11 protein-coding genes are annotated in these 13956 nt (G+C 73.3%); 7 read left to right on the top strand and 4 right to left on the bottom strand.

Features of this window, described 5'->3' with window-relative positions; translation table 11 throughout:
* The first annotated feature begins 167 nt into the window (after positions 1–167).
* From AB0J21_RS02380 to AB0J21_RS02370, 3 genes are all read left to right on the top strand, one after another.
* Positions 168–563, top strand: a complete 396-nt coding sequence (locus AB0J21_RS02380) for a hypothetical protein (protein WP_363144084.1) — start codon at positions 168–170, stop codon at positions 561–563.
* A 181-nt stretch (positions 564–744) separates the two neighbouring features.
* Entirely contained in the window at positions 745–2889 is a 2145-nt protein-coding gene (locus AB0J21_RS02375; RefSeq protein ID WP_363143874.1) for a phage holin family protein, read from the top strand.
* Between the two features lie 78 nt (positions 2890–2967).
* The gene (locus tag AB0J21_RS02370; protein WP_363143873.1) at positions 2968–3393 is read left to right on the top strand and encodes an OsmC family peroxiredoxin; all 426 of its coding nucleotides are present in this window, start codon (positions 2968–2970) and stop codon (positions 3391–3393) included.
* 257 nt (positions 3394–3650) lie between these two features.
* Here the strand turns inward: AB0J21_RS02370 and AB0J21_RS02365 are convergent, their stop codons facing one another.
* The gene (locus tag AB0J21_RS02365) at positions 3651–3848 is read right to left on the bottom strand and encodes a hypothetical protein (protein ID WP_363143872.1); all 198 of its coding nucleotides are present in this window, start codon (positions 3846–3848) and stop codon (positions 3651–3653) included.
* A gap of 271 nt (positions 3849–4119) precedes the next feature.
* Here AB0J21_RS02365 and AB0J21_RS02360 point away from each other — a divergent pair, with 271 nt between their 5' ends.
* The 4 genes from AB0J21_RS02360 (at position 4120) to AB0J21_RS02345 (ending at position 9654) form a co-directional block, all read left to right on the top strand.
* Positions 4120–4713 carry an XRE family transcriptional regulator gene (locus tag AB0J21_RS02360; protein WP_363143871.1) on the top strand — a complete coding sequence of 198 codons (594 nt, stop codon included), beginning with the start codon at positions 4120–4122 and terminating at the stop codon, positions 4711–4713.
* 337 nt (positions 4714–5050) lie between these two features.
* Positions 5051–8485 (top strand): phosphodiester glycosidase family protein, encoded by a 3435-nt coding sequence (locus AB0J21_RS02355; RefSeq protein ID WP_363143870.1) that lies wholly within the window; start codon positions 5051–5053, stop codon positions 8483–8485.
* Between the two features lie 138 nt (positions 8486–8623).
* Positions 8624–8932: a 4a-hydroxytetrahydrobiopterin dehydratase gene (locus AB0J21_RS02350; RefSeq protein WP_363143869.1), complete on the top strand. Its 309-nt coding sequence runs from the start codon at positions 8624–8626 to the stop codon at positions 8930–8932.
* Positions 8933–8940: 8 nt separating this feature from the next.
* Positions 8941–9654, top strand: a complete 714-nt coding sequence (locus tag AB0J21_RS02345; RefSeq protein WP_363143868.1) for a class I SAM-dependent methyltransferase — start codon at positions 8941–8943, stop codon at positions 9652–9654.
* 58 nt (positions 9655–9712) lie between these two features.
* Here AB0J21_RS02345 and AB0J21_RS02340 read toward each other — a convergent pair whose 3' ends face one another.
* The 3 genes from AB0J21_RS02340 to AB0J21_RS02330 form a co-directional block, all read right to left on the bottom strand.
* The gene (locus tag AB0J21_RS02340) at positions 9713–10549 is read right to left on the bottom strand and encodes an aldo/keto reductase (protein ID WP_363143867.1); all 837 of its coding nucleotides are present in this window, start codon (positions 10547–10549) and stop codon (positions 9713–9715) included.
* Between the two features lie 175 nt (positions 10550–10724).
* A complete protein-coding gene (locus AB0J21_RS02335; RefSeq protein WP_363143866.1) occupies positions 10725–12548 on the bottom strand; it encodes a long-chain fatty acid--CoA ligase in 1824 nt (607 codons plus the stop codon).
* Between the two features lie 362 nt (positions 12549–12910).
* Positions 12911–13909 (bottom strand): LysR substrate-binding domain-containing protein, encoded by a 999-nt coding sequence (locus AB0J21_RS02330; protein WP_363143865.1) that lies wholly within the window; start codon positions 13907–13909, stop codon positions 12911–12913.
* Positions 13910–13956 lie beyond the last annotated feature (47 nt).

Genomic DNA, 13956 nt, shown 5'->3' with positions numbered 1-13956 from the left:
CTCTAGTAATGTCGGCGGCCCACAGGCCGGGGCCACGGGGGGGCGGGGCCCCGGCTGCGACAGCGGGGAGAGCCGTGACGCATTCCACCGAGGCCGGCAGCGGCGGCGCGGCCACGCCCCGGGCACGGGAGACGACCCGAAGCCGCCCGGACCAGGCGCCCCGTGGCCTGCGGGCGGCCGCCCTCGCGGCGCTCGTACCGCTGGAGCGGCTGGACGCCGAGCCGTACCTCGTCGACATCCGCAGCCAGTTCGCGCACTGCGCGGACTGGGCCGCCGAGGCCGGCCACCGCGTCACCCAGGAGATCCTCGGGCACCGGCTCGACCCGCTCCACCCGCTGCTGTGGAGCGATGTCGACGCGGGCGAGGTGGACGTGTTCGTCGTCGCGAGTCCCGCCGCGCTCGACCGGGCCGTGCACCCGGCCGAGGAGTTCCGCGCGCAGTGCGCCCGGCGCTCGGTGGCCCTCGCCTTCGCCGACCGGCCCGAGCCGCGTTACGACCCGGGGCACAAGGCCCGTATCCACCGCAGGCTCTCCATGCCGACGGCCGGCTACGACGGCTGCTGAACCGGGCCGGGCCGCGCCCCGGCCGTTCTCCGGTCCCTCCCCGGCCCCGCAGGTCACGACGCGGCGGCCTCCCAGGTCACAATCCGGGATGTCCCGTTCGCGTGGGGAATCGGTGTGCGAGGGTGGAGGCGGTCCGAGGGCACGGTGCGCGGACCGTGGAGCGAAAAGGTGAGCAGCGGTTGTGAACGAGGAGCGATGGCGGAGGGCCGGCAGCGCTCTGTGGCGGATGGTCGCGGTGTGGGGCGTGAGCACGCTCACGATGATGGTGCTCGCCGGTGTCCTCCCGGACTTCCAGCTCCAGTCCCCGGACGGTGACAGCGCCACCCGCATCGCCATGACGGCGGCCCTCGGCGCGGGGGCTTTCGGCCTGCTCGGCGCGCTCGTGTGGCCCCTGCTGGTGCGGACCCTGCTGCTCGTCCCGGCCTTCGTCCTCGCGGTCCTCGTCTTCTTCCTCAACGGCTCGCTGCTGCTGCTCGCGCTGCGGATCGTGCCGCACGGCCGCGGCGAGGTGAACCCGGAGACCGCGGTGGTCGTCGCCGCCGTCATGTCGGCGGTCGCCTCCGCGACCGGGGGAGCGCTCGCCGTACGCGACGACGCGGCCTACCGCAGACGCCTCTACCGGCTCGCCGACCGCCGCGCCCGCCGCGAACCGCACGCCGGCCCCGTCACCCCCGGCACGGTCTTCCTCCAGCTCGACGGCGTCGGCCACGACGTGCTCCTGGACGCCGTCGGCAAGGGGCTCATGCCGACCGTCGCGCAGATGCTCGGCGGGCTGCCCAGCCACCGGCTCACCCCCTGGCGCACCGACTGGTCCAGCCAGACCGGCGCGAGCCAGCTCGGCATCCTGCACGGCAGCAACTTCGACGCGCCCGCGTTCCGCTGGTACGAGAAGGAGACCCGCGAGGTCGTGGTCTCCAACCGCCCCGCGAGCGCCGCCGAACTCCAGCGCCGCGCCATCGAGCGCACCGGCGACGGAGGACTGCTCAGCCTGGACGGGGCGAGCCGGGGCAACCTGTTCAGCGGCGGCGCCGACGAACTCGCCCTCGTCCTGTCCGTCGCCGTGCGCCGGGGCCGGGACAACCGGTCCAGGGCCGGCTACTTCGCGTACTTCAGCGACCCCGCGAACGCCGTGCGCACCGCGCTGTCCTTCGCCGCCGAGGTCCTGCGCGAGATGACGCAGTCCACCCGCGCCAGGCTGCGCAAGGAACGGCCCCGGATGGGACGTGGCGGCCTCTACCCCTTCATCCGGGCCTTCGCCACGGTCGTCGAACGCGATGTCGTCGTCTCGGCCGTCGTGGGCGACATGCTCGCGGGCCGCACCGCCGTCTACGCCGACCTCGTGGCGTACGACGAGGTCGCCCACCACTCCGGGCCGCGCAGCCGGGACGCGGAGAAGGTGCTCGCCCGCCTCGACCGGTCCCTCGCGCTCATCTGCAAGGTCGCCGAACACGCCCCGCGCCCCTACCGCATGGTGGTCCTCTCCGACCACGGCCAGAGCCCCGGCGAGACCTTCCGGGGCCGCTACGGACTGACCCTCGCCGAACTCGTCCGGGCCGGCTGCGGACTGCCCGTGCCGCGCAAGGCGGGCCACACGCACAGCGGGGCCGAGGCCCGTTCGGCGGTGCGGACCGCGCTGCACCGCCCCGTCGAGGAGCGCGCCGAGGGCCACCGCTCCTCCCCGCGCCGCTCGGACCCGGTCGTCCTCGCCTCGGGCAACCTGGGCCTGGTGTCCTTCCCCGACGTCCCGCACCGGATGACCCGCCAGGAGATCGACCGCCGCCACCCCGCCCTGCTGTCCACCCTCGCCAACCACCCGGGCGTCGGCTTCCTGCTCGTGCGCGACGCCGAGCACGGCGGCGTCGTCCTCGGCGCGAACGGGGCCGAGGTGCGGCTCGACCGCCTCGACGGGACGGAGGACCCGGCGGGCCTCGGCCCGCTCGCCGACTTCGGTCCGGGCGCGGCCGCCGCCGTCGCGCGCACCGACACCTTTCCGCACTGCGCCGACATCATGGTCAACTCCTGGTACGACCCGGCGGAGGGCGAGGTACTGGCCTTCGAGGAGCAGATCGGCTCGCACGGCGGTCTCGGCGGCGACCAGTCGCGGCCCTTCCTGCTGTCCCCGGTGGTCCTGTCGGAACCGGTTGTCGAGGGCGCCGAACTCGTGGGCGCCGAACAGGTCCACCGGGTGCTGCGCCGCTGGCTGCGCGAGGGCGAGGGGCCGCAGGTCCCGGTCGCGCTGCGGGTGGCCTCCGCCCCGCGGGAGGCCACGCCGAGGCCCCCGGGGGAGGGCACACGGCCGCGGGAGACCGACGCCGAGAGCGCGTGAGGCCCCGCATGTGATCGGATGGGCCCCGGGTCCGTCCCACTCCGGGGCCGGTCCCGTCATCGTGAAAGGACTCGCACCGTGGCAACGACCCGTTCCGCGCACACCGTCTGGGAAGGCGACCTGCTCAAGGGCAAGGGCACCGTCACCTTCGACTCCTCCGGCATCGGCGACCAGGCCGTGTCCTGGCCCTCCCGCGCCGAGGAGGCGAACGGGAAGACCAGCCCGGAGGAGCTGATCGCCGCCGCTCACTCCAGCTGCTTCTCGATGGCCCTCTCCAACGGCCTCGCCAAGGCGGGGACCCCGCCCACCCGCCTGCTCACCAGCGCGGATGTGACCTTCCAGCCGGGCACCGGCATCACCGGCATCCACCTGATCGTCGAGGGCACCGTCCCCGGCATCGACGAGGCCGCCTTCACCGCCGCCGCCAACGACGCGAAGGCCAACTGCCCCGTCAGCCAGGCCCTCACCGGTACGACGATCACCCTGACGGCGAAGCTCGGCTGACCGCCACCAGGCACCTCCCGGCCCCGGCCGGCCGACGGCCCCGGACCTCCCGGTCCGGGGCCGCCGTGCACCCAACTGCCGTACGAGACCGCCCTACCGGCACCTCGGGCACCGGCAGGGCGGCCACGCCATGGTGAGCGGCGCAGGAGCCCCGGGCCCCCGGTCCCCGACCCGGATCTCCCTGACGGGCGACCAGGTCCGCCCGGAGTCGGTCGACACACGGAGCGTGAGCACGGCCCTCCTGGGCGGGCTGTCCGTCATCGCCGCTCCTCCGGCCCGTCCCCATGCGGATGCCGGCCGATCAGGACACTGAAATCCGTGGCCGCACTGAGATCCCCGGCCTCCTGCGCGAAGGTCCGCCGACGGTCGTAGGCGCAACACGTGGCGCAACCCGGTTCCGGGGGCGGTGGGACGTAGCGGCGGGGGTCGGTGAGGTTGTTGTTGTGCGAGATCATGCTCAGGATGCTGGCTCACCCGCAGGGACGTTTTGTGACCGAAAGTCAGGACGTTCGGACCGTCTGCCATTAAGGTCACCAGAAGGCCCAAATGTCCTCGGGGGAGATCTTGAATAACGAGCTACGGTCGGCTATGAACACGACTGGCCTCACGACACGCAAGTTGGCGATTCGTGTAGGAGTGACGGGGAAGACGATTGAGCGTTGGCTGGCCGACCCGGGGCTCGTGCCCCACGCCAGGAACCGGGCCGACGCCGCTGAGGCTCTTGGGGTGGACGAAGACGTGTTGTGGCCGCAGGCAGTGAAGAACAAGATCAAGACCGGCAACGACCGGGAACTGGTGCACAGTTACCCGTACCGGTCGGCGTGCCCGAACACCGTCTGGGCGGACCTGCTGCATGCCGCCGAGGGCGAGCTGTTCTTCGCCGGATACACCTCGTACTTCCTGTGGTCGCAGATTCCCCGGTTCTCCGAACTGCTGCTGCGCAAGGCGCGTACCGGGTGCCGGGTGCGTTTCCTCCTGGGAGACCCGAACGGTGAGGTGACCAGGGCCCGCGAAGCGATCGAGGACGTGGCGCTGTCGGTCTCCACGCGGATCAGGATCACTCTGGAGTATCTGGACAAGCTCGGGACCGTGCCCGGCGTGGAGGCGCGGTTCACCGCTCCCGAGGACGCCGTCAACCACGTGAGCCTCAGCGTCTTCCGCTTCGACCACGACGCTCTCGTCACTCCGCACCTGGCCCGTCTCGTCGGCCACGACTCGCCGCTCCTGCACCTGCACCGGGCGGCGGACGGCGGCATGTTCGACCGGTTCGCGGAGCACGCGGAGGAGCTGTGGTCGCGGGCGGTGCCGGTGGGTCACTGAGCGGTCCCGCGCCGGTCACCGGCCCTCTCGCCTGGGACGAGAGCCGCCCCGCCCCCCACACGCCACTCCAGCACCGAGTCCCACGCCCCGTAGCCCGCGCCCGGCAGGACGTCCGTGGGAACCCCCAGCGGGTCGCCGTACAGCGTGGCCGCGCCCTCCGGGCCGTACGAGCTGGTGGGCCCGGGGCACCGGAAGGGGCGGTGCGACGGCGGACACCTCCCAGGTCCACCTTCACGAACCGTTCCCCCTCCCGCCGTTGTGGCCTCTGGTGCGGTTGGGGTGGGCGGGTCACTCTGGAGCGGTAGTCGTCGTCCCGCCCGGTGAAGGGGAAACTCCCGTGCCACGTCCTGTCCTGTCCAGACCGCTGACCGTCCTGGCCCTCTCGGCGACGCTGCTCGCCGGTGGGGCCGGCCTCGGGGTCGCCGCCGGCCCAGCAGGCGGGCCCGACGCCGTACAGGCCCACCCCGTCGCGCCGCCCGCCGCCAGCGGCCCCCTCGACAGCCGGGGGACGCCCTCCGTCCTGTCGTACCCGCAGGGCGACGGGCTGGAGACGGCGCGCACCTCGCGGCCGGTCGCGCCCGGGGCCGAACTCACCTCGTACGACCGGCTGGAGAGCGACAAGTGGCTGCGGGTCGACGAGCTGTCCGTCGACCTCGGCAAGGGCGTCGAAGCCCAGTACCTGCACCCCGAGGGCGGCGTCACCGAGCGGGCCCCCGTCTCCGAACTGGCCGCCGGGCACGACGCGGGGCCGGGGCGCCGTACCGTCGCCGCGATCAACGGGGACTTCTTCGACATCAACGAGACGGGCGCGCCCCAGGGTTCGGGCCTCGACGGCGGACAGGTCGTCAACTCGCCCGACCCCGGCCACACGCGGGCCGTCGGCTTCGGGCCCGGTGAGGCGGGCCGCGTCCTCGACCTGTACTTCGAGGGCACGCTGACGCTGCCCGGCGGCAGTCGCCCGCTCGCCGCGCTCAACGCCGCCAACGTTCCCGCGAACGGCGTCGGCGCCTACACCGCCCAGTGGGGCGCAGCCGACCGCGCCCTCACCGTCAACAGCTCCTCCCGGACCGCCGAGGTCACCGTCGTCGACGGCCGCACCACCGGCCCCGCGCACACCCCCGGCAAGGGCCGCCTCCCCGAGGGCGCGACCGCCCTGGTCGGCGCGGGCAGCGGGGCCGACGCCCTGACCGCCCTGCCCACCGGCGCCCCCGTCAGCTGGGCCTACCACCCGCGCACGGGCAGCGGCGACCTGCCCCAGGAGGCCATCGGCGCCAACGAGTACCTCGTCACCGACGGGAAGCCCGTCGACCACACCGGCGAGGGCAACGACGTGACCGCGCCGCGCACCGCCGTCGGCTTCTCGCGCGACGGACGCGAGATGCACCTCGTCACCGTCGACGGGCGGCAGGCCGACAGCGGCGGCGTCACGCTCACCGAACTCGGCCTGATGCTCAAGAAGTCGGGGGCCTACAACGCCATCAACCTCGACGGCGGCGGCTCCTCCACGTTGCTCGCCCGCACCCCCGGCAGCGACCGCCTCCAGGTCGAGAACCAGCCCTCCGACGGCAGCGAACGCGAGGTGCCCAACGGCCTCGTGCTCACCGCCCCGGACGGCAGCGGCAGGCTCACCGGCTACTGGGTGGGCACCGCCATGGACGCCCGCACCGCCGCCACCGCCGACCCCGTCGCGGGCGGCCACCCCGACAGGGTCTTCCCCGGGCTGACCCGCAGGCTCACCGCCGAGGGCTACGACGAGACGTACGGTCCCGCCGGCGGCGCGCCGACGTGGAGCGTGCGCGGCCCCGGCCGCATCGGGCGCGACGGCGTCTTCCACGCCCCGGCGAAGACCGGCCGCACCGAGGTCCTCGCCCGGCGCGGCCACGCCACCGGCAGCACCGCGCTCACCGTCCTCGGCCCGCTCGACCGCCTCCAGGCCGGCACCCAGCGCCTCTCCCTGCCCGATGTGAAGGCCACCGCCGACTTCGCCCTCACCGGTCTCGACGCCCAGGGCGACAGCGCGCCGGTCGAGCCGGACGACGTCCATCTCACGTACGACCACGAGCTGTTCACCGTCAAGCCGACCGAGGAGGGCTTCACCGTCGGCGCCCGCCGCGACGGCGCCGCCGGGACCGTGACCGCGACCGCCGCCGGGCACTCCACCACCCTCGCCGTCTCCGTCGGGCTCAGCGACCGCGCCCTCGCCGGCTTCGACGACGCCGCCGACTGGACCTTCAGCCAGGCCCGCGCCGCCGGCTCCCTCGAACCCGTCACCGAAGGGCACACCGGCACCGCGCTCGGCCTCACCTACGACTTCACTCAGTCGACCGCGACCCGCGCCGCCTACGTCAGCCCGCCCCGGCCCCTCGCCGTCCCCGGGCAGCCGCAGGCCTTCACCCTGTGGGTCAAGGGCGACGGACACGGCGCCTGGGCCACCCTGCACCTCAAGGACGCCACCGGCACCGACCAGCTCCTGCGCGGCCCCTACATCGACTGGACCGGCTGGAAACAGGTCACCTTCCCCGTGCCCCCGTCGGTGGCCTATCCCGTGACCGTCTCGCGCTTCTACCTCGCGGAGACCGACGCGAGCGCCCAGTACACCGGGGAGATCGTCCTCGACGACCTCGTCGCCCAGGTCCCGCCGGACGTCGGACTGCCGCACACCGCGCCGTACGCCGATCCGCTCATCACGAGCGCGCAGGACGTCGCCGGCAAGGACTGGCGCTTCGCCGTCATGTCCGACGCCCAGTTCGTGGCCCGCGAACCGGACAGCGACATCGTTCGCCAGGCCCGGCGTACGTTGCGCGAGATCAAGGCCGCCCGGCCCGACTTCCTCATCGTCAACGGGGACCTCGTGGACGAGGGCTCACCCGAGGACCTCGCCTTCGCCCACCGCGTCCTGAACGAGGAACTCGGCGACGCCCTGCCCTGGTACTACGTGCCGGGCAACCACGAGGTGATGGGCGGCTCCATCGCGAACTTCACCGCCGAGTTCGGCCCGGCCCAGCAGGTCTTCGACCACAAGGGCACCCGCTTCCTCACCCTGGACACCTCCCGCCTCGGGATCCGCGCGAGCGACTTCCCGCAGCTCACCCGCCTGCGCACCGAACTCGACAAGGCCGCGAAGGACCGCTCCGTCGACTCCGTCGTGGTCGTCGAGCACGTACCGCCGCGCGACCCCACCCCGCAGAAGGGCAGCCAGCTCGGCGACCGCAAGGAGGCCGCCCTGCTGGAGACCTGGCTCGCCGGCTTCCGCCGCGCCAGCGGAAAGGGCGTCGCCTTCGTCGGCGGCCACGTCGGCACCTTCCACGCCTCGCACGCCGAGGGCGTCCCGTACCTGATCAACGGCAACTCGGGGAAGAACCCGTCGACCCCGCCCGAGGAGGGCGGTTTCACCGGCTGGTCCCTGCTCGGCGTGGACCGCTCCGGGCACGGCGGCCGGCTCCCGGACGGCTGGATCGGCGCGCAGACCCGCGCCCACGTCGACGCCCTGAGCCTCGACACCCCGGCCACCCTGCCGCGCGGCACGCGACAGACCGTCGCCGCGACCGTCACCCAGGCCGGACGCCAGGTCCCGGTGGCCTGGCCGCTGAGCGCCGACTGGAGCGGCTCCGCGAACCTGTACGTCGGGCCCGCCGCCCACGCGCGCCCCTGGCACGTCGCCGCCTACGACCCGGCCACCCGCACCCTGACCGCCCTGCGTCCGGGCACCGCACGGCTCACGGTCACCGTCAACGGCCAGGAGCGCAGCGCGACGCTCCGCGTGACCCGCTGACGGCGGGAGCGAGCGACGCACCCGAGCCGGTGCGCGGCGAACCAGCGGGTTCCCGCGCACCGGCCCTCGCTGTGGCAGGCTGATTCCGCCCCGAAGCGCCTACGCCCCTGCGCCTACGTCCCGACCGAGGAGACCTCCGTGCCCGTGGAACCGCTGTCCGCCGAGGAGATCGAGCGGCGCCTGACCGAACTGCCCGGCTGGTCCCTCGCGGACGACGCCCTCAGCCGGATGTACCGGCTGCCCTCCCACATGGCCGCCGCCGCGCTCGTCGCCCACATCGCGGCCGTCCAGGAGGAACTCGACCACCACGCGGACACGACGCTCGGCTACAACACCGTCGAACTGTCCACCTGCACGCACAGCGTGGGCGGGGTCGTCACCCAGCTCGACTTCACCCTCGCCCGGCGCGTGGAGGACCTCTCCGCCGCGCACGGGGCGCGGGGCTGAGAGGCGCCGTGCTCGACTACGACCGGGAAGCGGAACGCTACGACGGGAGCCGGGGCGGTCTGCCGAGAGCCCGCGCGGCCGCCGAGGCCCTGGACGGCCTCCTGCCCGGGCACCACACCACCGTCCTCGACCTGGCCTGCGGCACCGGGATCGTCGGCGGCTGTCTGCGCGAACGCGGCCGCACCGTCCTCGGCGTCGACCTGTCCGCCGGGATGCTCGCCCGGGCGGGAGGGCGGCTGGACGCCGTGGTGCGCGCCGACGCGAGAGCGCTGCCCTTCGCCGACGCCTCGGTGCCCGCCGTGACCGCCGTGTGGCTGCTCAACCTGCTCGACGACGCGGCGCCCGTCATCGCGGAGGCCGCCCGGGTCCTGCGCCCCGGCGGAGTGTTCGTCACCACGGTCGACAAGGCCGCCGCGCACGCCGTCGACAGCGACATCGACGCGCTGATCGCCCCCTACCGGCCCGCCGAACTCCCCGACGGGGCGGGCCGGGTGACCGCGCTCGCCGCCGCCGAAGGGCTGCGCCCGGTCAGAACCGCCCGGTTCACCGGGCACGGCCAGGGCCGCACCCCGCTCGCCCTCGCCGCCCGCGTCCGGGAGGGCAGCCTGTACGCCGAGGGCGGCGTCCCGCTCGCCGAACGCCTCGAAGCGCTGCCCGACCCCTCCCGCCCACGCGCCGAACCCACCTTCACCTTCCTCGCCCTGCGCCGACGCAACCGCTGAACGACGAAGGCGCCGCCGCCCCGGGCGGAGCGACGGCGCCGTGGAAGTCCCGCGCGGGTCAGTTGACCTCGTCCGGGTGCCCGCCCAGACGACGGCCCTCGTCGAGGGCGCCGATCGCGGCCATGTCCTCGTCGTCCAGCTCGAAGGAGAACACGTCGAAGTTCTCCTTGATGCGAGCGGGCGTCACCGACTTCGGGATCACCACGTTGCCCAGCTGCAGGTGCCAGCGCAGCACCACCTGCGCCGCGGTGCGCCCGTGCTTCTGCGCGATGGCGACCAGCGCGGGCACCTCCAGCAGACCCTTGCCCTGCCCCAGCGGCGACCACGCCTCGGTCGCGATGCCCCGCTCGGTGTGGAAGGCGCGCGACTCGCCCTGCTGGAGCTGCGGATGCAGCTCGATCTGGTTGAGGGCCGGCACCACCGAGGTGGCGTCGATGAGCCGCTCCAGGTGCTTGGGAAGGAAGTTGGAGACGCCGATGGACCGGGCCCGGCCGTCCGCGAGGATCTTCTCGAACGCCTTGTACGTGTCGATGTAGCTGTCCTGGGCCGGGGTCGGCCAGTGGATCAGGTACAGGTCCACGTAGTCGAGACCCAGCTTGTCGAGGGAGGCGTCGAACGCGCGCAGCGTCGAGTCGTAACCCTGCTCCGCGTTCCACAGCTTGGTCGTGACGAACAGCTCGTCACGGGCGACACCGGACGCCGCGATGGCCGCCCCCGTGCCCCGCTCGTTCCCGTAGATCGCCGCCGTGTCGATGCTGCGGTAGCCGGCCTCCAGAGCCAGGCCCACCGTGGCGGCGGCCTCCTCGTCGGGCACCTGCCACACGCCGAAACCGAGCTGCGGGATCTCGACGCCGTTGTTCAGAGTGATGCGGGGGACCTCGTTGTGGGAACTCACTGCTTCAGTCGATCCTTAAACCTGGGGATGGACCCGGGCCGGCCGGTGCGCCACGCGGTGCGTGGAACCGTGCCGCACCCAGGTGTCGTCAGTACTCCACGACCTTAACGAGCCCCCGGCGCGCACCATTCCCGCCCCCGGCACCTTCCGCGACGCGAGGTGGCCGGCCGTGTCCTCAGGAGTGGTACAGGGCCTTGATCTCCCGGGCGTAGGTCTGCTCGACGGCCTTGCGCTTGACCTTAAGCGAGGGCGTCAACAGCCCCTGCTCCTCGGTGAACTGCTGCGCCAGGATACGGAAGGTGCGGATCGACTCGGCCTGCGAGACCTGCGTGTTGGCGGCCACCACCGCGCGCCGCACCTCCCGCTCCAGCTCCGGATCGCGTACCAGCGCGGCGGGCTCCCCCTGCGGCTTCCCGCGCATCTCCAGCCAGTGCGCGACCGCCTCCGCGTCCAGGGTCACCAGCGCCGCGATGTACGGCCGGTCATTGCCCACCACCACGCACTGCGCGACCAGCGGATGGTCACGCACCCGGTCCTCCAGCGGCCCGGGCGACACGCTCTTGCCGCCCGAGGTCACCAGGATCTCCTTCTTCCTGCCGGTGATCGTGAGGTAGCCGTCCTCGTCGAGCGCACCGAGGTCCCCCGTCGCGAGCCAGCCCTCGCGCAGGGCCGTGTGCCCGCTGCGGGGCGTGTTCAGATAGCCCTGGAAGACGTGTTCACCGCGCAGCCACACCTCGCCGTCCCGCGCGATCCGCACCGTGGTCCCGGGAATGGCCTGCCCCACCGTCCCGTACCGGGGCCGGCCCGGGGGGTTCGCGGTCGCCGCGGCCGTCGACTCGGTGAGCCCGTACCCCTCGTAGATCGTGACGCCGGCCCCGGCGAAGAACAGCCCCAGCCGACGGTCCATGGCCGAGCCGCCCGACATCGCGTACCGCATCCGGCCGCCCAGCACCTCGCGCACCTTCGTGTACACCAGCTTGTCGTAGAGCTGGTGCTGCATCCGCAACTGCGCCGAGGGACCGGAACCGGTGCCGAAGGCCCGCGCCTCCTGCGCCTCGGCGTAGCGCACCGCGACGTCGACGGCCTTCGCGAAGGCCGCGCCCCGGCCCTCCGCCTCCGCCTTGCGCACCGCGGCGCGGTGGATCTTCTCGAAGATGTACGGCACCGCCAGCACGAAGCTCGGGCGCAGCGCCACCAGGTCCGGCATCAGCGCCGAGGCGTTGAGCCGCGGCTGGTGCCCGAAACGCACCCCGCCGCGTACCGCGGCGACCTGCACCACCCGGCCGAAGACGTGCGCGAGCGGCAGGAACAGCAGGGTGGAGGCGTCCTCCCCGCGCCGGGGGTGGAACACCGCGTCCCAGCGGTCCAGCAGGGTGTCCGCCTCGAACATCAGGTTGCCGTGCGTCAGTACGCAGCCCTTGGGGCGGCCGGTGGTGCCCGAGGTGTAGATGACGGTCGCCACCGAGTCGGGGGTCACCGCGCGCCGGTGGCGGTGCACCACCTCGTCCTCGACCTGCTCACCCGCCGCCATGAGCTCCTGCTCGGCGCCCGCGTCCAGCTGCCACAGCCGGCGCAGGTGCGGCAGCCGGTCGACCACCGAACCGACCGTCATGGCATGGTCCTCGTGCTCGACGATGGCCGCGGCGACCTGCGCGTCGTGCAGCATCCAGTACACCTGCTCCGCCGAGGAGGTGGGGTAGACGGGCACGACCTGGGCGCCGACGGTCCACAGCGCGAAGTCGATCAGCGTCCACTCGTACCGGGTGGGGGCCATGATCGCGACCCGGTCACCGAAGCGGACGCCCTGCGCGAGCAGTCCCTTCGCGACCGCCATCACCTCGTCGCGGAAGCGGGCGGCTGTCACGTCCCGCCAGCGGTCTCCGCGCCTACGGTTCATGACGATCTTCCCCGGGTCGGCCAGGGCATGGTCGAACACGGAGTCGGCGAGGCCGCCCACCGGCCGCGCCGTGGTCAGCGGAGGGTGACTGAACTCGCGCAATGCTGCTCCTCGTGGCGCCGTGCACGACAGTCGCCGGGTGGCGCTGCGTACAGCGCCGGTGACGCTACCCCAGTGGTGGAGCGCCGGGGATGGTCCGGACTTCTCCGTACGGGGTGCGCATATGCCCTGGTCAGGCGGGTGAAATGGGGGCACAAGGGGGCGGGCGGGACAGAATGTGGAGTGAATGCGGAGCGCTTGGGGAGTGAATACTGACCGGGGAGTAAGTTTCGGTTGGGTAACCTCCACGGAATCCTTACGGAAGGTGGGGGCCGGGGATCGGCCTTCGGCCTTGTCCTCAAGCGCCGGACGGGCTGCTCCTCGGGGTGGTTGCCGGGGGTGGGTGCGGGCCGGTGGCCTCGTCCTCAAGCGCCGGACGGGCCGGGAAGGATGGTGCCGGACGGGCCGGGAAAGGTGGTGTCGGGCGGGGTGGGAAAGGTGGTGTCGGGCGGGGTGGGAGGGTTGATGCCGGACGGGGTGGGGAGCGTGTCGGCGGTGGGTGGGCCGGTGTGCAGGTGGTCGCCGCTGGAGAGGATGGCCGAGGCCAGGGCCTGGGCCGCCTCGTGGGACGAGGGGCGTCTCGTGCCGTGCAGCAGGACGAAGTCCACCGCGCCCAGTTCCGGTAGCCCGGAGCGTTCCGTCACCCGCACCAGACCGGGCGGGACGAGCCCCCGGGAGTGCGCCATCACACCGAGGCCCGCGCGGGCCGCCGCGATCAGGCCGTTCAGGCTCCCGCTCGTGCACGCGACCCGGTAGGCGCGGCCCTCCCGCTCCAGTGCCCCCAGCGCCCGGTCCCGCGAGATGCCCGGCGGCGGATAGACGATGAGCGGCACCGGGCGGTCCGGGTCGAGCCGCAGCCGCCGCGCCCCGATCCACACCAGCCGGTCGTGCCACACCACCTCGCCGTGCGTCTCGCCGGACCGCCGCTTCGCGAGCACCAGATCGAGCTTCCCGGCGGCCAGCCGCTCGTGCAGGGTGCCCGACAGCTCCACCGTCAGTTCGAGGTCCACCTCGGGGTGGTCGCGGCGGAAGGACTCCAGGATCTCCGGCAGCCGGGTCAGCACGAAGTCCTCCGAGGCCCCGAAGCGCAGCCGGCCCCGCAGCCGGGTCCCGGTGAAGTACGCGCTCGCCTGCTCGTGCACCTCCAGGATGCGGCGCGCGAAACCGAGCATCGCCTCCCCGTCCTCGGTCAGCTCCACGGAGTGCGTGTCCCTGCTGAACAGGGGGCGGCCCGTCTCCTCCTCCAGCCGCCGTACGTGCTGGCTCACCGTCGACTGCCGCACCGACAGCCGATGGGCCGCGCGGGTGAAGCTCAGCGTCTGCGCCACCGCGAGAAAGGTCCTCAGTCGCACCGGGTCGTACATTCCGCCCACGTTATCGCGAAGCGTGATGACAGTGAGAGCGGTATACG

Origin of the sequence: Streptomyces sp. NPDC049954, from assembly GCF_040656295.1 — a bacterium.
In the GTDB taxonomy this organism is placed as follows: Bacteria; Actinomycetota; Actinomycetes; order Streptomycetales; family Streptomycetaceae; genus Streptomyces.
Note: the sequence above shows the minus strand (reverse complement) of the source record. Positions and strands in the feature narration are given on the sequence as shown.